This is a genomic window from Desulforhopalus vacuolatus, assembly GCF_016918505.1.
GTDB lineage: Bacteria > Desulfobacterota > Desulfobulbia > Desulfobulbales > Desulfocapsaceae > Desulforhopalus > Desulforhopalus vacuolatus.
In genome coordinates this window covers 118,829-137,344 of the sequence record NZ_JAFFPZ010000002.1, presented here as the reverse complement: position 1 = coordinate 137,344, position 18,516 = coordinate 118,829, and the positions used below count along the sequence as shown (strand labels likewise).

Sequence of the window (18,516 nt, the reverse complement as noted above, 5' to 3'; positions counted from 1 at the left end):
GTTGAAGAAATTTTAAAAAAAGGAAGTTGCTTTACATAATGAAAAAATTCAGCCAGAGTTGAAGCATAAGCGGAAATATTTACGACAACCATGGAATAAAATGCAAGAGCTCATTTTCCCGCTGCCAGAGGGAAAGTTTTGAGATTAACGAGGAAGCACAAGATCAAACTTCCCCAAATCCAACTCAATAAAAAGGGCACAATATGCTGAAACCAGTTGACGAATATGTAAAGGGCATCCTCGACGGCAACAAGCTGATGCTCGCCCGCACCATCACCCTCATTGAAAGTATCCTCCCCGCTCACCAGGTTCACGCCAGAAAGGTTATTGACGCATTGCTGCCGTATTCAGGGAAAGGTACGCGGCTCGGGATCACTGGAGTTCCCGGCGCGGGCAAAAGTACCTTCATTGAGGCTTTCGGCAATATGCTCACGGAACAGGGACATAAGGTCTCCGTTCTTGCCATTGACCCTTCAAGCAGTCGAAGCGGTGGTTCTATTCTTGGCGACAAAACCCGCATGGAAAAACTCGCCGTCAACCCCAATGCCTTTATTCGCCCCTCTCCATCTGCCGGGACACTTGGCGGTGTTGGTCGTAAGACCCGTGAGAGTATGCTTATCTGTGAGGCTGCGGGCTACGATGTAACGATTATTGAAACGGTGGGTGTCGGTCAGTCGGAAACCACTGTAGCCTCCATGGTCGATTTTTTTCTCGTATTGATGATTGCCGGAGCAGGCGATGAGTTGCAGGGAATCAAGAAAGGAGTGCTGGAAGTAGCTGACGCCATTGCCATAAACAAAGCGGATGGAGATAATGTTCTACGGGCGCAGCTGGCAAAACGGGATTACGAATCGGCACTGCACATGCTTATGCCCGCCAGCCCCAACTGGAGTCCTCCCGTGAAGACCTGTTCCTCTATCACCGGAGAAGGCATTGAGGATATCTGGGATATTATCTGCGATCACAAACAGAAACTGACCCAGTCAGGTGAAATTCCCTACCGCCGCAAGCAGCAGGCTCTGGATTGGATGGGGTTTCTGGTAGACGAAGGCCTGGCGGCATGGTTTTTCAACCGCGCCGAAGTGCAAGATCTTCTTCCGGGGCTGAAAATAAAAGTGGAAAATGGTGTTATCGCGCCAGGTGTAGCCTCGGATATGTTACTTGAATTTCTGGATAAAGTGAAATGACAGAGAACCAGCGTCTTCTTCGTTATTTTTCTAAAATTGAGGAACACGCTGATTTTTCGAACCTCCTGCATGAAAGAGCTGAAACAGGAATCACATCACAATAATATGAAATAACTGTATTGGTACAGTTAACTGAATGTGCTGAAATCCGCGCCGTTCAGGGCGAGGGTAAAGCGTAAACGCCAAAGGCGTGTAACGTATTCCTCTTTTCCAGGGGAAGGACATGCCCGCGCAGCCTGTGAAATGAACGATGCAGTAAAGTCGTCAGCAACAGGAACTCACGAAGTGACTCACGCAAAAAAAGCGTGGCCACCGCAGCAATCCCCGTCCTTCAGGCCGGGGAGGATGTCAATATGTGCTATAACTTCCGGCAGGGGGCTCACCGGTTGTGTCTTCCCGGCGGTACGCCTCGTTGTATCTCTCCTTTTTGCAGACAGCATGGTATGGTTCTTTCTCCAGTGTTGAAAATTATCTGCGATGTACAGATGTTTTCTCCTGAAGGTACAACTTCGGTTTTTAAACCAATCTCCCCGGCAATAAGGAGAATGTAATGAGTGATACCATTCCTATTAAGTTGTGACCGTACTAAATGCCATTTTCACTTTCTATTGGCGAATTCAAAGGCAGGGGGATGGGAGACAGGAGAAAGGAGACGGGAGACAGGGAAAAGCAAAAGACGGAACAGCGAAAAACTTTTTGCCAACGAATAAAAGCTCTAAACATCCGAATAAAGGCTAAAAACTTTAAAAAAGATTTTAAAATTAAACAGAGAATTGCTGTTGTTCCATCTTTACTCGTTCTCTGGTTAATACAAAATGTAAATGGTATGAGATGGTAAACAGAATGGCACGCAACTGTCGCACCTGAGACATCCCCCAGGAACAGAGATCAAGACAAGAGTCGCTGCGGAAGAGCTTCCTGCCGTTGCAAACAGTACAGGAGCTGCGGAAAGTATATGGCGTTGCTCAAAAGCGAAATAAAAGTCGAGCCAGAGTGTGCAGTGCAGACATTCCTGGCTCGACATGGAGTTGTCAGATCATAAATTTTCTCAAATTATATGGGGTTAAAACCTCATATCCCTTTTCTGTTACCACAAGGGTTTGTTCAAACTGGGCTGAAAGACTGTTGTCTTTTGTCACTGCCGTCCAGTCATCACTCATGACATAGAGGTGACGGCCACCGAGATTAATCATAGGCTCAATGGTGAACACCATCCCCGGTACCAGGGGCAATCCCTGTCCACGATGGCCAACGTGAGAGACCTGCGGTGCTTCATGGAAATCAATTCCCACTCCATGACCGACAAACTCCCGGACCACCGAACAACCTTCACCCTCTGCATAGTGCTGGATAGCGTAGCCGATATCTCCCAGCGTCGCCCCCGGCTGGACCACTGCAAGGGCCTCCAGCAGAGAACCCGCAGCCACACTGACAATCTTGCGGGCATCATCGGAAGGCTCGCCAACAAAGAAGGTCTTGTTGGCGTCTGCATAATACCCATCAAGAATCGGAGTGATGTCAACATTAACAATATCTCCGTCCAGCAGTTTGCGCTCACTCGGGATACCATGGCAAATAACCTCATTGATGGAGGTGCAGACGCTTTTGGGAAAACCGTGATAATTGAGCGGTGCAGGGATACCACCGCCAGCCACTGTTGTTTCATGCACATAGGTATTTATCTCATCCGTCGTCACGCCGGGAGCAATCATTGCCTCTACTCCGTTCATGATCTTAGTGAGTAATTCACCACTCTTCTTAATTCCCGCCACCTGTTCCGGCGTCTTCAATATTATGTTGTAGCGCCTGCGATACTCTTCCGCCATGGAAACCGGCTTCTGGTTTTTCAAACAGCAATTCTTGTACTTTTTTCCCGAACCGCAGGGGCAGGGATCATTCCGGCCGATTTTATGTGAATTCATTTCCATATCCTGTTTAAACGACAATGCGCATTGCTTTGCGCCCCTTATTTATACCAGCCTGAGTATTTCAAATAACTCTCAGCGATCCGTTGTACTTCGCCCTTGAGCAGGTCAGGCCCGATATCCTTGATTTTTTTCGCCGGCGTTCCGGCATATACTGTTCCACTTGGAACAACGGTATTTTTAGTTAATACAGCCCCTGCAGCAACGATACTGTAAGGTTCAATCACACAGCCGTCCAAAATAATCGCCCCCATGCCGATGAGCACGTTATCGTGGATGGTGCAGCCGTGGACCACAGCATTGTGGCCAATAGAAACGTTATTGCCGATATTGGTTGGTGCCTTCTGATACGTGCCATGGATGGTCGCGTTATCCTGTACGTTGACCTTATTACCCAGCTTGATGTAATGCACATCACCGCGGAGCACAGCCCCATACCAGAGAGAACAATCGTCTCCCATCTCCACATCTCCCACCAGCGTCGCAGTCTCAGCAAAAAAACAGTTTTCACCGTATTTCGGGAGTTTCCCGTTAAGCTCTCGCAGAATCATGGTACAACCTCTTCATTTGCGGGTTAAGAAACATTTACGCCTGCCACTGAAGGGATGAAGCGGTTCCCGCCGCTGATCCAGCAGAAGTATCTCAAGGTACCTTTAAAATTATCCGAGACCTCCACCCTGCCGGGGGAAAAGGCCTTCGTCTCAGCGGTCAAGCGGGCGTTGTCCGTACAGCACCTCGCGGTGCCCATAGTCAAGTAAAGTTCCCCTCAAGCCTCATCCACGGACCATTTATGCGAAGGACCCACACACCCGATTATCAGCTCTGTATGGGTATGCGTGAGGGAAAAATGATGCAGGAAGAAAAATTACTTCTTCATAATTTTTTAATGTACCACTCCCCCGCAGCTCCCGCCCAACTTTACCTGCAGATTGATGAAGAAAGGAGAGGCGTTGTCCTGATTCCCGTCTCCTGCCTTTAAATTCGCCAATAGAAAGTGAAAATGACATCTGATGAGGTCACAACTTAATCGGAATGGTGTAACACCCCTTCTCTGCTTGACAATCGACGGATAATTTCTAGTGTTGTACGTTGTTGCAGTTACAATCTGAAAGAACACGGTACCAGCTGGATACTAAAATCCCGAACGAATGGGAATATCATCACAAAGGAGATATCATGGCAAAGCTTACCCTCGGAGAAAATGCCCTTGAAACTATCGGCGAACTTCCCGCTGTTGGCAGTAAAGCCCCCGCTTTTACTCTCGTAAAAGCGGACCTCAGCGAAGTAACCCTCGCCGACTATAAAGGCAGCACCCTCGTCCTCAACATTTTTCCCTCTCTTGACACCCCAACCTGCGCCACCTCCGTACGTGAATTCAACAAACGTGCGGCTGGCAAGACAGACGCCAGGGTGCTCTGTGTCTCCGCAGACCTCCCTTTCGCTCTCGGTCGCTTCTGTGGTGCTGAAGGAATTAAAGACGTTGAAACTGCATCCACTTTTCGCGCCAGCTTCGGCGACGACTACAAAGTGAAATTCACTCAGGGAATTCTCACTGGCCTCATGTCCCGTGCGGTAATTGTTATTGATGCTGATGGCAAAATCAAATACACCGAGCAGGTGCAGGAAATCGCCAACGAACCGAATTACGATGCGGCACTTGCGGCCATCTAATCTTTTCGTCGAAATTGTATAAGAAAAGGCTGACAGATCATATATGACCTGTCAGCCTTTTTACATTCACAGGAACCAAATTCTTGCGCGTTTTCTGCTGTCTGCTATTTGCAGCCAAAGACGTGAACTATCTCATCGGTCAACTCTATTTCGTCAGGGAATCTGCCTGTCTCCAATTTGGAATACATCAGTTTACTGTCTATAACCACTTCAAACGCACCGCGCTCTCCGGGAATCAACTCAGGACTCACACCTGCAGCTTTCTCAATTCTGGCAGCCAGACTGGTTGCCCTTGGCAGGTAATTTCATTTTGTACAATAGCTGATACTTGCCTTCATTTTTTACCTCATTTATGAATTCAGTTTATCTGAGAACGCCGACCATTAACTGAACGTCCTTTTTCTCTTTTGAGAGGTTCTGGCTTCCCTGCAGTAAAAAAAACACAGGGCCTGCCCCTCTCAAAAGGAGGAACAGGCCCTGGATACAAACATCAATCATACAACTGTGTCCTGAGTAGAAGCGACCTTACTCAACTACAGCCAGAACAGCTCCCTTCGGAACAGACTCGCCAGATTCAGAATCAATGCTCTTCACAGTACCATCACAAGGTGCTTTCAGAGCATTTTCCATCTTCATGGCTTCGAGGATAACAACAGTATCACCCGCTTTCACAGCATCGCCCACTTTTACACTGTAAGAGATAACCATCCCCGGCATAGGTGCACATACAGCACCCGCACCGCCTGCGGCGGGTGCGGGTGCAGCGGGTGCTGATTTAGCAGCAGCGGCAGCGGCAGGAGCGGCAGCCGGACGAGCCGGGCCGGCAGCAGCAGGAGCAGCAGCCATAATCGGGCCGTCACCGGTAGGATCAACATCAACATCGAAGTATTCACCATCAACAAAGACGTTGAAAGTCCTGACGTTGGCGCTCTTGTCAGGAGTTCCTGCTTTGGGTTCAATAAGCTCACCGGCTTTGGCTTTTTTCAACAGTTCGTCAGCTTTCTTCACGTCTTCCATGGTGATTGCTTTGACACTGTCCGGCGGAGGAACTACACCATATTTCCACTGCAGGTATTTCTTCCCGGTAACCGGAAATTGAGCGTAAACAATGAGGTCATCCATGTCTTTGGCGAGATCACCAATTTCAGCCTTGGCTTTTTCAAGTTCAGGCTCAAGAACTTCAGCAGGACGTACAGTAATCGGCGTCTCTCCACGTGCGTAACCCACCAGAGCTTTTTTCTGCAATTCGGGATCAATCGGCGTAGCAGTTTTACCGTAGAGACCATAACAGAGGTCTTTGACCTGGCCGGTGATCATGCTGTAACGCTCACCGTCTTTATCGTTAAGAACGTTATTAACGGTCTGAACACCAACAATCTGCGAAGTAGGAGTGACAAGCGGTACGGAACCAAGGTCTTTCCGAACACGCGGCAACTCTTTGAAAACATCGTCAAGGCGATCCAGCGAATCCATCTCGCGAAGCTGATTGACGAGGTTGGACAGCATACCACCCGGAGTCTGATGAAGGAGCACGTTGATGTCGATGATAGACATCTTGGGTTCGTTGAGGAGATGCTTGTATTTCGGCATAACCTCTCTTTCAAGAATCTCGTTGATCTCAGCGAGTTTCTTAATATCAAAACCGGTGTCGCGGTTGGTCCCAAGCAGTGACATGACCAAAGGCTCAACGGCTGCATGAGAAGTCCGAAACGCGTAGGGGCTCATACAGGTATCAACGATATCACAACCAGCCTCAATAGCCTTCAGGGTTGTCATGGAGGACATCCCTGAGGTGAAGTGAGAATGGAGGTGAATCGGCATACCAGGGACTTCCTTCTTGATGGTCGTGATCAGATCATACGCATCATACGGAGCCATCAGACCAGCCATATCCTTCAGACAGATAGAGTCTGCACCCATATCTTTCAGGGCTTTGGCTTTGTTGATGTAGTAGTCGTGATTATAAACGTCACCACCAAGACGCGGCTCGGTCAGGGTGTAGCAGATACAACCCTGGAAGTGTTTGCCAGCTTTTTTGATGCCTTTTACAACGGTCTCAAAGTTCCGATAGTCGTTCAGTGCGTCAAAGGTCCGGAAAACATCCATACCGTTTTCAGCTGCCCGATCAACAAAGGCCTCGGCGAGGTCATCAGCGTAGTTCCGGTAACCAACGAGGTTCTGCGCACGAAGCAACATGGAGAACGGGGTTTTTTTAATGTAGCGTTTAAGAGTCCGCAGACGTTCCCACGGGTCTTCATTGAGGAAACGGTGCATAGTGTCGAAAGTTGCACCACCCCATACTTCCATGGCCCAGAAGCCGACTTCATCCATCTTTTCGGCAACAGGAATCATATCCTCAGTCCGCCCACGTGTGGCGAAGAGAGACTGATGGCCATCACGCAAAGAGAGATCCTGAATTTTTATCGGATTCTCAGCAGCAGGACGGTCAATATCATAATTCATAGCGGTCTGTTTTACTTGGTCGCTCATGGTAAATCTCCTTTATATAATAATATAAACTCTGTCATGGCTCACTTGAGCAGGCGTCTCTGTACCATATTACGCATGCTCATAAGATGTTGTCGTCCGCTCACAGCCCAGAGATCCGGTCCTCTATACGCCCGTGAATCAGCAGCTTCCTGCTCCAGGCGAAAGGCCTCAGCCTCCTGCTCGAGATAGGCGTTGACAGCCGCCATAGCCGCCGCCATCTTCATTTGTGCATTTTTTTTCATATCTGGTCCCCTGAATTATTGTGAAACCCCTTACAACGGGATGTTTCCATGTTTCTTCATGGGAGTATCGTCACGTTTGTTCTTAAGCGAATCAAGAGCATCGATAATACGTTTACGAGTCTCTGCCGGTTCAATGACGTCATCAATATAACCACGTTCTGCAGCCCGATACGGGTTAGAGAACTGTTTGTCATACTCTGCCTGCTTCTCAGCGAGATATTTGGCCGGATCGGCTTCATCTTTCGCGCCGCGGGCATAAAGGACCTCAACAGCCCCTTTGGCGCCCATGACTGCGATCTCACCTGTCGGCCATGCGAAGTTGACATCACAGCGCAGATGTTTGGAGGACATGACGCAATAGGCACCACCATAGGATTTCCGGGTAATGATGGTAATTTTGGGTACAGTGGCCTCAGCGAAAGCAAACATCAATTTGGCACCACTGCGGATAACCCCGCCAAATTCCTGCTCTTTTCCAGGGAGGAAACCAGGAACGTCAACAAAAGTAATAATCGGAATATTAAAGCAGTCACAGAAACGAACAAATCGGGCAGCTTTCCAGGAAGCATTAATATCAAGAACCCCTGCATAATACGCAGGCTGGTTGGCGACGATACCTACTGATTTTCCACCGTAGCGACCAAAGCCAACTACGACATTCGGCGCATAAGCCTCTTTGGTTTCAAGGAAGTAACCATCATCAACAGTGGAGCGAATAACGTCTTTGATGTCGTAGGGCGCGTTGGGATTATCAGGAATAATCGTATTGAGCTCTTCTGAACGACGGGAAGAGGGATCTGCCGTTTCAATAACCGGAGAATCTTCCATGTTGTTCTGCGGCCAGAAGGAGAGCAATCCCTTAATATATTCAAGGGCATCATCCTCAGTGGGAGCACCATAGTCGGTGACACCAGAGGTCGTAGTATGCATGGATGCGCCACCAAGCTCTTCAACCGTTACATCCTCATTGAGCACGGCTTTAACAACCTTCGGCCCGGTAAGGAACATATAACTTTGGAGATTGACCTGAATAACAAAGTCAGTAAGCGCAGGAGAGTAAACGGCACCACCGGCACACGGCCCGAAAACGCCTGAAATCTGCGGGACAACACCTGAAGCGAGAACATTACGTGTAAAAATATCGGTATAGCCGCGCAGTGCTTCAATTCCTTCCTGGATGCGGGCACCACCGGAGTCGTTGAGACCTACGATCGGAATCCCGTTTCTCATGCTCAGATCCTGCAACTTGACAATCTTCTCCGCGAGCGTTTCAGAGAGTGAACCAGCAAGAACTGAGAAGTCCTGGGCATAAACATAGACCGAGCGGCCATTAACTTTGCAGATACCAGTGATGATACCATCACCAAGGAACTGTTTCGTTTCCATTCCAAAGTTATGGCAGCGGTGAAGTTTAAAGGCATCATACTCTTCAAAGGTCCCGGGATCTGCCAGCTGGTTAACCCGCTCACGCGCAGTTTTCTTTCCCTTGGCGTGGATTTTATCAATCTTGGCCTGACCGCCGCCGAGAAGAGCCTCAGCTCTCTTTGTCTTCAGCTCTGCGATTTTTTCCTGAGTTGTACTCATTAATATCTCCTTGGTACTTTTTTTCAGGGTCTGAGGGCGGTTACAGATCTGCTCTGCAACCGCCTGTAACAGTGTAGAGGCTCTTATTCTCTCACACCCTCTACACAGGGGAGCAGTAGCCTCCCCTGCTGTCTCATGGCTTCACCTTAAAATACTTTCTTCGCCAATTCACCGATTTTGCCAAGGTTATCGCAGTGATGAACACCTGCAGCCTTCATGGCTTCAATCTTCGCTTCGGCTGTACCTTTACCACCGGAAACAATGGCACCGGCATGCCCCATACGGCGGCCTGGAGGAGCGGTAAGACCAGCGATAAAACCAACCACCGGAATATCCATATTGGCCTTGATAAATGCACAGGCGTCTTCTTCAGCATTCCCGCCAATCTCTCCAACCATAACGACAGCTTTAGTCTCGGGATCGTCGTTGAAGGCAGTGAGGCAATCGATGAAGTTGGTGCCGTTGATCGGGTCACCACCAATACCGATACAGGTGGTCTGGCCGAGGCCGACCTCTGTCAACTGATGCATTACTTCATAGGTAAGGGTACCGGAACGGGAAATAACGCCAACCGGGCCGCCTGCTTTTCCCATGCTGTTCGGCATAATACCGATTTTGCACTCACCAGGAGTCATCAGACCCGGGCAGTTTGGACCGACAAGGCGGCACTGCGGTTTCTGGGCGAGATAGTTTTTCACTCTCATCATATCCATTACCGGAATACCTTCGGTGATGCAGACAATCAGTGCGATATCAGAATCAATTGCTTCAATAATGGCATCAGCTGCAAACGGGGGGGGAACGAGAATCATGGAAGCATTGGGTTTCGTTGCTTCAGCAGCTTCGCGCACACTGTTATAGACCGGAATACCATCCATCTTCTGGCCACCCTTCCCGGGAGTCATCCCGGCGACAACGTTGGTGCCATAGGCAACGCACTGACGGGTGTGGAACTGTCCTTCCTTCCCTGTAATCCCTTGAACAAGCAGACGGGTATTCTTATCGAGAAAAACACTCATTGTGAACCTCTACTATGTTGAATTAACGATTTTTATGTAAATCTTACTTTACAATCTCAGCAACCTTCTCGGCAGCATCGGCAAGGTTTTTGGCGGTAATAAGAGTGAGTCCGGATTCTTTGAGAATTCTCCGACCTTCTTCTACGTTTGTTCCTTCCATGCGTACAACCACAGGGATATTGAGGTTGACAGCTTTGGCAGCCTGTACCACACCCTGAGCGAGAACATCACAACGAAGAATACCGCCGAAGATGTTGATGAGAATCCCCTTCACTTTCTTATCACTGAGGATAATTTTAAAACCGTTTTCAACCATTTCAGCATCAGCTCCGCCTCCGACATCAAGGAAGTTTGCAGGTTCAGCACCCACCTGCTTGATGATGTCCATGGTGGCCATGGCCAGACCGGCACCGTTAACCATGTTCCCGACGTTCCCGTCGAGGTTGATGTAGTTCAGGTTAAATTTGGCAGCAGCTGCTTCAAGCGGATCATCTTCGTTGGGATCATGGAAAGCAACGATATCAGGATGACGGAAGAGGGAGTTGGAGTCAACATCCAGCTTGGCATCAAGGGCGATGATGTGATTGTCGCCGGTGATAACCAGCGGGTTAATCTCAACCATGGAGCAGTCATAATCAATAAAGAGCTGATAGAGTCCCCTGAGAACACCTGCAAACTCTTTGAGGACTTCTTTCGGCATGTTCAAACCAAAGGCAACCTGATTGAGGTGAAAGCCCTTGATTCCAGTGGTGGGATTAATCTGAACCTTGATGATTTTTTCCGGAGTGTTGGCAGCCACGTCTTCAATGTCCATCCCGCCAGCTTCAGAAGCAATGATGGTAACTGTGGAGGTTGCACGGTCCGGGATGAAAGAGAGGTAGAGTTCTTTGGCGATATTACAGCCTTCCTCTACGAGTACGGTCTTCACCAGTCGTCCTTCAGGCCCGGTTTGCTTGGTAACAAGGGTCATGCCGAGGATTTCATTGGCATACTTTTTTACTTCTTCAGCAGTCTTGGCAAGTTTAACCCCACCACCCTTCCCGCGTCCACCTGCGTGGATCTGTGCTTTCACTGCCACAGGGAGTTTCAGTTTGGCAGCTTCGGCTATAATCCCATCTACAGTTGTCGCTACTCCGTTCGCAAGGGTGGGAACCTTGTACTTGCGAAAGAGTTCTTTTGCCTGGTATTCATGAATTTTCATGGTGAACCTTCCTGACACTTTATGGAGCCGCAGAGCTCCTGACAATAAAATAGGCACCTCATCCATAAAGATGGGTGTCCGTTACCAGTCACGAACACGATCTTCGCAACGTTCCTCTATAACATGCACAGATCCTTTCCCACACATTGCGGCCGGGAAAAACCTGTATAACCAACTGAGAAATTTTGAGAACAGCACGCAACGACAGCATGCACAGCAGAGCGACATATAAAAAGAAGGAAGGGGATGGAAAGAGAGAAGATGAAGCGGGAAACGTAACGGCGTAACATCTCCGATGGTTGAAGCGCATTAAAAACGCTCTCCAGCGGGACTGGTTCAGAAAAATGCTATGCCGGAAGATACTTTCTCGTAACAATCCATGCCTCTGAAGTCATTTACACTACATTTACTACGAACCAATTTACTGTATTCAACCTGCTACTTCAACTGCTAAAATCAAACTTTATGATATATCATATCACTCATTCAAAAAAGATGGAATAGATTTGTTTTTCCGTCACATTTCCATTAGAATTATTGTTACTTTACGTCCTTCTGCCTGCACCAGTCACTCTTTTTTCACATAGAGACAACGGGGAGCCGACAACAAACGCCAGAAGACATTTTTTCCACTCCACCCTTCCGAAGGATCTACCATGTCACATCTCTCCAGCGGTATCTATTGGGCCGATGCTTATCTCCAGAAATCAGTCAGTCCTGAACGTGCTGTCTCCCAAATTCGTTCCGGACAACGAGTATATATAGGCTCTGGCTGCGGTGAACCGCAAAAACTGATTAAGGCTCTGGTAGAGAAATCCAACGCTTTCAGTGGTCTGGAAATAGTCCGTCTGTTCGGCCGTGAAACAGCCTCACTCACCGCCATTGCCGATCGCACCCACGACACCAATCTCAACATCCGTTCCTTTTATCTCGGTGCCGCAATTGACAGCAATATCGCCAGTCAGCAGCGTTTTATCACGCCGATGAATATGTCAGATATACCAATGCTCTTCACCAGTCGACGCATGCCACTGCATGTAGCCATTGTGCAGGTTTCCCCACCAGACGACTTTGGCTGGATGAGCCTCGGGATTTCAGTGGATATCAGCATGGCAGCGGTCCGTTCAGCGGATATGGTCATCGTTCAGGTCAACAATAAGATGCCGCGCATCATGGGACAGAGTTTCATTCATGTGAATGATGTGGACTGGATCGTAGAACACGATGAGGATCTGATCGCCGTGGAACCGCCTGTTCAGGGAATGGAGCAGGCCCAGGAAATGGGAAAATATGTAGCGGGATTGATTGAAGATGGTGCCACCCTGCAGCTTGGCCTCGCAGCAATGTCGCAGGTAACCATGCAGGCGCTCTCCAACAAGAACGATCTCGGGGTTCACTCTCAATTCATGATCGACGATATGATGCACCTCTACTCCACCGGCAACATCAACAACAAGAAGAAGGGATTCAATGAGGGCAAGATGGTCGCCTCAATGGCCATCGGTTCAGCGAACCTGTATGAATTTCTCAACGACAATCCTGCGGTAGACTTTCACCCCTCAGACTACGTCAACAGCCCGTTCATCATCTCCCAGCACAACCGCATGGTTTCCATCAACGTCGCACGGGCGATGGATCTCACTGGTCAGACAACCGCTGAGGCGATGTCCGCTACCCACTTTGGAGGCGTTTCAGGCATACCGGACTTTGTCCGCGGAGCGCGTCAGTCACCAGGAGGGAAATCCATTCTTCTGCTCTTTTCCGTCAGTAAAACGGAAACGGGGCTGGTGAGCAACATTGTGCCGAAACTTGAAGACATGGTGACGGTGGTTCCACGCGGCGATGTACACTATGTGATCACCGAATACGGCGCCGTCAATCTCTTCGGAAAATCGATTCAGGAACGGGTGATTGCCATGATTTCCATTGCCCATCCAGACTTCCGCGAAGAGCTCTTCGCAAGGGCCAAGGAGATGGGTTATATCGGCAGTGAGCGCAATCTCGGTGAGGCCGCGCTGGCGGTTTATCCGATAAATCTTGAGGAAACTATAGAGCGTGACGGGGAACAGATCCTCATCCGTCCAGCAAAACTGGTGGATGAACGGCGCATCCAGGAGCACTACTACAACCTGCCGGAAAAGGATGTAGAATCACGTTTTTTCTGCCCCAAAACGATTTTTGCACCGGATGAGATTGAGAGCCAGAGTTATGTCGATTACATCAATGACCTCACCCTTCTTGCCATTACCGGTGAAATGGGCTTCGGCAAGGTGGTGGGGGTTGGAGAGTTTATCAAGATTGAGGCCCATAATATGGCCGAGGTCGCGTTCTCCATCAGCGAGGGATATCAGGGGAAAGGGCTGGGACGACTGTTCATCAAAAAGCTGGCGGAGGTGGCGAGGGAAAACGGTATCTCAGGACTGATCGCCGTTACCAATCCCGGCAATCGCGCCATGATCAAACTCTTTAAATCTCTCCCCTACAAAGTGAAAAGCAGTCTCGAAGATGGGGACATGGTTCTCACCTGTCGCTTCAGTGAACTGGCCGTATAATACATTCTATTAAGTTGTGACCCGTTTTGCATCCTGTTTATCCATTCGTGGTTACAAACGACAAAAGGAACCACGAATGGACACGAATAAACACGAATTATTACTGAAAAAACCATAAGAGAATGCCCTTGTGGTTGCTTTGAGGTAATTGATGTTTTCCGTGTCCTTCCGTGTCCTTCCGTGTTTTCCGTGGTAGCAAACTACATGAGTATTGTGGCAATGTATTGTTTCTGCTTATTGATCCATCTGGAGCAGGGTCTGTTCTCATGCTCCTGGTAAACCACGGAAGACACGGAATATTAGAGTGTAAAACGCTTAACCCCGACTTTCGAATGACTCCCAAAGTTGATTCATAATTCTGGTGCACTGTACGGCTTAACTTCGGATACAAACGTTTTCGTTTAATGTGTTTCCCTGTTCGTGAAAATTCGTGTCTATTCGTGGTTACAAATTGCAAAAGGAACCACGGATAAACACGAATTAGTACTCATTCACAATCGCCAAAAAAATGTCTATGCAGTCTCGTTCTCTGGTCAATACAAAATGTAAATGGTATAATTCACCTTCTGTAGAGAAGACTGTAATAAAAAAAGGCCTATTTCCAGAACATCCTGGAAATAGGCCTTTTTATCTTCTCAAACTGAAATCTCAATAGGTAATCCCCACCTTCCGCCTCACCTCTTCAAGAGTCGGCAACCCCTTTTCCCGGGCCTTGCCAGCACCCTTTCTCAGGATATTGCGTACTTCTCCAGGATCGGCCAGAAACTCTTTTTTCTTCTCTCTCGCCGCACCAAATTTCTCGTTGAGCAGATCAAGCAGCTCCAGTTTCAGATACCCATAGGCAGCTCCGCCATTGATATAGAGATTGCGGATCTCCTGCAGACGCTCTGGTGCCGCAAAGAGTTTCAGGAGTGCGTAGAGATTACAGGTATCGGGATCTTTAGGATCTTCCACCGGAGTAGCATCCGTTTCAATAGCCATTACCCGTTTTTTCAACGGCTTCCCTTCAAGAAAAATTGGAATTGTATTCCCGTAGGATTTCGACATTTTCTGGCCGTCCAGGCCCGGAACAATGGCGGTGGTTTCACTGATTCCCGGTTCCGGCAGCTTGAACGTTTCCCCGAACTGATTGTTGAACTTGGTGGCAATATCCCGTGTTACCTCAATATGCTGTTTCTGATCTTTACCCACCGGAACAATATCCGGCTGATAGAGGAGAATGTCGGCAGCCATCAGCACGGGATAGGAGAACAGACCATGGCTTGCCACAATCCCTTTCGCCACCTTGTCTTTGTAACCGTGGCAGCGTTCAATCAATCCCATGGGAGTGATGGTGGAGAGAATCCAGGTAAGTTCCTGCACCTCCGGAATATCGGATTGTGCCCAGAAGATGCAGCGCTCGGGATCAAGTCCCATGGCAAGAAAATCGGAGGCCACATCGAGAGTTCCCTGCGCCAGCTTCTCACCGTCATGGACAGAAGTCATAGCATGGTAGTTGGCGATAAAAACGTAGTAGTCGTTGCCCTCCTGCATAGCGAGCATGGGCTCGATCATACCGAAGTAGTTACCGAGATGAAGCTGACCGGAGGGCTGTATTCCTGAGAGTATTTTCATAATGTTTTTTTGTGATGAATAAAGGGTACCTTGAATAATCTTGGATTTCGTTCATATTCGAGGCAGCCTAAAGGGTAAGCGTCGTCAGAAAGGCGCGTTTAAGTGCAGTAAAAATAAAAAAACGGAGCGGGAAGATTACTCTTCCCGCTCCGTCTCGTCAATCCTGATTGCTCAGGCAACCTGTTACTTCACCTCTTCAAAATCGGCGTCTACGACATCATCGTCCCCACCTTTTTTCCCGGCGTCACCGCCAGCGGCACCACCAGCAGCACCTGCGCCACCTTCGGGACCATCCTGAGAGGCCTGTTGATACATCATTTCAGCCAATTTATGAGAAGCCTGAGTCAGAGCTTCAACAGCGGCAGTAATGGCCGCGAGATCATCACCGTCTTTTACCTTGTTGACATTCTCAATCTCACGTTCAACGTTGCTTTTAGTTTCAGCATCCACCTTGTCACCAAGGTCCTTGAGGCTTTTCTGCGTTCCGTGAACCAGAGCGTCGGCGCCATTACGTGCCTCAACCAGCTCTTTATGCTTTTTATCTTCATCTGCATGCAGTTCAGCATCCTTCATCATCCGGTCGATCTCTTCTTTGGTAAGGCCGGAAGAAGCAGTGATCTTGATCGACTGCTCTTTGCCGGTGCCGAGATCCTTGGCGGATACCGACAGAATACCGTTGGCATCGAGGTCAAAAGTTACCTCAACCTGCGGCACTCCACGCGGAGCCGGCGGAATGTCAGAAAGGTCAAAGCGACCGATAGTTTTGTTATCCTGCGCCATTTCACGCTCACCCTGAAGAACATGGATGGAGACGGTCGGCTGGTTATCCGCAGCAGTAGAGAAGACCTGACTTTTCTTGGTCGGAACAGTAGTGTTCTTCTCAATCAGTTTGGTGGTTACACCGCCGAGGGTTTCAATGCCGAGAGACAGAGGAGTAACGTCGAGGAGCAGAACGTCTTTGACGTCGCCCTGAAGAACCCCACCCTGGATTGCAGCACCGATAGCCACGACTTCGTCAGGGTTTACACCTTTATGTGGTTCTTTGCCGAAGATCTCTTTTACTTTCTCCTGAACTTTAGGCATCCGGCTCATACCACCAACAAGGATAACCTCATTGATTTCAGAGGGGGAGAGTCCGGCGTCTTTCAGCGCAGTTTGACAGGGACCGACAGTCCGCTCAATCAGATCCTCTACGAGAGTCTCAAGTTTGGCACGAGACAACTTGAGGTTCAAGTGTTTCGGACCGGATGCGTCTGCGGTGATAAACGGCAGGTTGATATCAGTTTCTTTAGTAGAAGAAAGTTCCATCTTGGCCTTTTCAGCCTCTTCTTTCAGCCGCTGCAGTGCCATTTTGTCGCCGCGCAGGTCAATGCCCTGCTGACGTTTGAACTCGTCTGCCATCCAGTTGACGATACGCATATCGAAGTCTTCGCCACCAAGGAAGGTATCACCGTTGGTGGATTTTACTTCAAACACACCGTCGCCAATCTCAAGGATAGAGACATCAAAAGTACCACCACCGAGGTCAAATACAGCGATTTTCTCTTCGCCCGTCTTATCAAGCCCGTAAGCCAGAGAAGCTGCGGTCGGCTCGTTGATAATCCTCTGCACATTCAGCCCGGCAATCTTCCCGGCGTCCTTGGTAGCCTGACGCTGGGAATCGTTGAAGTACGCAGGGACGGTAACAACTGCTTCTGTCACCGGTTCACCGAGATATTCTTCAGCGGTCTGCTTCATCTTAGCCAGCACCATGGCAGAAATTTCTGCAGGACGATAATCCTTGCCTTCCACTTCCACATTTACGGCGCCATTTTTACCCTCAACGATGTTGAAGGGGCTGATGTCAATAGAACGCTGAACCTCAGCATCACTGAACCGACGACCGATAAGACGTTTTACCGCGTAGAGCGTACGGGTCGGATTGGTAACAGCCTGACGCTTTGCAATCTGTCCGACGAGACGTTCGCCATTATCTGTAAAAGCGACAACAGACGGTGTCGTCCGATTCCCTTCGGCGTTGGCGATTACTTTTGGTTCACCGCCCTCCATAATTGCCACACAGGAGTTGGTAGTCCCGAGGTCAATACCAATAATTTTACTCATAATTTTTCTCCTAAATTCCGCTGGTTATAAAAACTTTATCCATTTCAGTACGCATTAAAGGTGCTCATTCCGCACTTAAAGTCAAGGCTGAAACTCTTGTTTTCAAGGGGTTTCAACCGTTCTTCTCACCGGAAGAAACAATAACTTTTGCCGGACGCAACAGCCGATCTTTATACCAGAATCCCTTCTCATATTCATTGACCACATGCTGAGCCGGAACCGTATCGCTCGCCTCCATCACCAGTGCTTCCTGATGCTGAGGATCAAAAGGTTTGCCAACACTTTCAATTGGTTTCACCTCAAATTTGGCAAGGGTTGCCATCAGGCTCTTGAGTGTCATCTGCACGCCCTCAATCAGCGACTTCTGTCTGGCCTCCGCATCTGCACCTTCCGCCGTTCCCTGGCTGACTGCACGTTCAAGGTTGTCCACTGAGGGTAGAATCTCGCGGAAGATTGTCTCTCCGGCGTACTTCAGGCTGGCAATCTTTTCACGTTCAAGACGTTTCTTAAAGTTGTCATTCTCTGCAGCCGACCGCAGCATTCTGTCCTTAAGACTGGCAGTCTCTTCCTTCGCCTTTGCCAGCTGCACTTCAAGGGGTTCCTCTGCATCTGTATCTCCTGCATCGGTATCGGTGAGAGTCTGTTCCGCGTCTTCCTGCACCGGATCATTCTCTGTCTGTTTCATCCCCGGAGTATCATTCTCTTTCTTTATTTCGCTCATGTAATCTCCTGCCCAGTTCATTCAATAAGTTGTTTAAAATTGCACCGTTAACAGGAGAAAAATAAGTAAGGGTCAGTCTTTGTCAAGAATTGGCACAGGAAAAAGCAAGAGGCAGTCCAGGGAGAAGAAAAAGGGGCATTTAGGAGAAAAATACTCGGATCCTGTGGTTTTATCTCTCATCGGCCAATGCCATTTGAAGAGACAACA

The 18,516-nt window shown here is 48.8% G+C and carries 17 protein-coding genes; 4 read left to right on the top strand and 13 right to left on the bottom strand.

Going from position 1 to position 18,516, the window contains the following annotated elements; all coding sequences use genetic code 11:
* Positions 1-203 precede the first annotated feature (203 nt).
* Positions 204-1,187 (top strand): methylmalonyl Co-A mutase-associated GTPase MeaB, encoded by a 984-nt coding sequence (meaB, locus tag JWG39_RS02220; protein ID WP_205217722.1) that lies wholly within the window; start codon positions 204-206, stop codon positions 1,185-1,187.
* 290 nt (positions 1,188-1,477) lie between these two features.
* Here the strand turns inward: meaB and JWG39_RS02215 are convergent, their stop codons facing one another.
* From JWG39_RS02215 to JWG39_RS02200, 4 genes are all read right to left on the bottom strand, one after another.
* Positions 1,478-1,627, bottom strand: coding sequence for a hypothetical protein (locus JWG39_RS02215; protein WP_205217721.1), 150 nt, complete (start codon positions 1,625-1,627; stop codon positions 1,478-1,480).
* Positions 1,628-2,218: 591 nt separating this feature from the next.
* Positions 2,219-3,115 (bottom strand): methionyl aminopeptidase, encoded by an 897-nt coding sequence (locus JWG39_RS02210; protein ID WP_205217720.1) that lies wholly within the window; start codon positions 3,113-3,115, stop codon positions 2,219-2,221.
* A gap of 38 nt (positions 3,116-3,153) precedes the next feature.
* The gene (locus JWG39_RS02205; RefSeq protein ID WP_205217719.1) at positions 3,154-3,663 is read right to left on the bottom strand and encodes a gamma carbonic anhydrase family protein; all 510 of its coding nucleotides are present in this window, start codon (positions 3,661-3,663) and stop codon (positions 3,154-3,156) included.
* A 23-nt stretch (positions 3,664-3,686) separates the two neighbouring features.
* Positions 3,687-3,860 (bottom strand): hypothetical protein, encoded by a 174-nt coding sequence (locus JWG39_RS02200; protein WP_205217718.1) that lies wholly within the window; start codon positions 3,858-3,860, stop codon positions 3,687-3,689.
* 42 nt (positions 3,861-3,902) lie between these two features.
* On the opposite strand from JWG39_RS02200, the gene JWG39_RS02195 reads away from it, so the two are divergent.
* Together JWG39_RS02195 and tpx are read left to right on the top strand one after the other, a co-directional pair.
* Positions 3,903-4,091 (top strand): hypothetical protein, encoded by a 189-nt coding sequence (locus tag JWG39_RS02195; RefSeq protein WP_205217717.1) that lies wholly within the window; start codon positions 3,903-3,905, stop codon positions 4,089-4,091.
* 197 nt (positions 4,092-4,288) lie between these two features.
* A complete protein-coding gene (tpx, locus tag JWG39_RS02190) occupies positions 4,289-4,783 on the top strand; it encodes a thiol peroxidase (protein WP_205217716.1) in 495 nt (164 codons plus the stop codon).
* Positions 4,784-4,887: 104 nt separating this feature from the next.
* On the opposite strand, the gene JWG39_RS02185 is transcribed toward tpx, so the two are convergent.
* The 6 genes from JWG39_RS02185 to sucC all read right to left on the bottom strand — a co-directional run bounded on the left by JWG39_RS02185 (position 4,888) and on the right by sucC (position 11,319).
* A complete protein-coding gene (locus JWG39_RS02185) occupies positions 4,888-5,082 on the bottom strand; it encodes an Rdx family protein (protein ID WP_205217830.1) in 195 nt (64 codons plus the stop codon).
* A gap of 226 nt (positions 5,083-5,308) precedes the next feature.
* Complete coding sequence (locus JWG39_RS02180) at positions 5,309-7,273, bottom strand: pyruvate carboxylase subunit B (protein ID WP_205217715.1); 1,965 nt, start codon at positions 7,271-7,273, stop codon at positions 5,309-5,311.
* Positions 7,274-7,314: 41 nt separating this feature from the next.
* The gene (locus JWG39_RS02175; RefSeq protein WP_240191943.1) at positions 7,315-7,515 is read right to left on the bottom strand and encodes a hypothetical protein; all 201 of its coding nucleotides are present in this window, start codon (positions 7,513-7,515) and stop codon (positions 7,315-7,317) included.
* 30 nt (positions 7,516-7,545) lie between these two features.
* Positions 7,546-9,099: an acyl-CoA carboxylase subunit beta gene (locus tag JWG39_RS02170; RefSeq protein ID WP_205217714.1), complete on the bottom strand. Its 1,554-nt coding sequence runs from the start codon at positions 9,097-9,099 to the stop codon at positions 7,546-7,548.
* A gap of 146 nt (positions 9,100-9,245) precedes the next feature.
* Positions 9,246-10,118, bottom strand: coding sequence for a succinate--CoA ligase subunit alpha (sucD, locus tag JWG39_RS02165; protein ID WP_205217713.1), 873 nt, complete (start codon positions 10,116-10,118; stop codon positions 9,246-9,248).
* A gap of 43 nt (positions 10,119-10,161) precedes the next feature.
* Positions 10,162-11,319: an ADP-forming succinate--CoA ligase subunit beta gene (gene sucC, locus JWG39_RS02160; RefSeq protein WP_205217712.1), complete on the bottom strand. Its 1,158-nt coding sequence runs from the start codon at positions 11,317-11,319 to the stop codon at positions 10,162-10,164.
* A gap of 656 nt (positions 11,320-11,975) precedes the next feature.
* Here sucC and JWG39_RS02155 point away from each other — a divergent pair.
* Positions 11,976-13,871: a bifunctional acetyl-CoA hydrolase/transferase family protein/GNAT family N-acetyltransferase gene (locus tag JWG39_RS02155; protein WP_205217711.1), complete on the top strand. Its 1,896-nt coding sequence runs from the start codon at positions 11,976-11,978 to the stop codon at positions 13,869-13,871.
* A 648-nt stretch (positions 13,872-14,519) separates the two neighbouring features.
* Here JWG39_RS02155 and trpS read toward each other — a convergent pair.
* The 3 genes from trpS to JWG39_RS02140 all read right to left on the bottom strand — a co-directional run bounded on the left by trpS (position 14,520) and on the right by JWG39_RS02140 (position 18,309).
* On the bottom strand, positions 14,520-15,485 hold the full coding sequence (gene trpS / locus JWG39_RS02150) for a tryptophan--tRNA ligase (protein WP_205217710.1): 966 nt from the start codon (positions 15,483-15,485) through the stop codon (positions 14,520-14,522).
* 183 nt (positions 15,486-15,668) lie between these two features.
* Complete coding sequence (gene dnaK / locus JWG39_RS02145; protein ID WP_205217709.1) at positions 15,669-17,588, bottom strand: molecular chaperone DnaK; 1,920 nt, start codon at positions 17,586-17,588, stop codon at positions 15,669-15,671.
* 112 nt (positions 17,589-17,700) lie between these two features.
* The gene (locus tag JWG39_RS02140; protein WP_205217708.1) at positions 17,701-18,309 is read right to left on the bottom strand and encodes a nucleotide exchange factor GrpE; all 609 of its coding nucleotides are present in this window, start codon (positions 18,307-18,309) and stop codon (positions 17,701-17,703) included.
* Positions 18,310-18,516 lie beyond the last annotated feature (207 nt).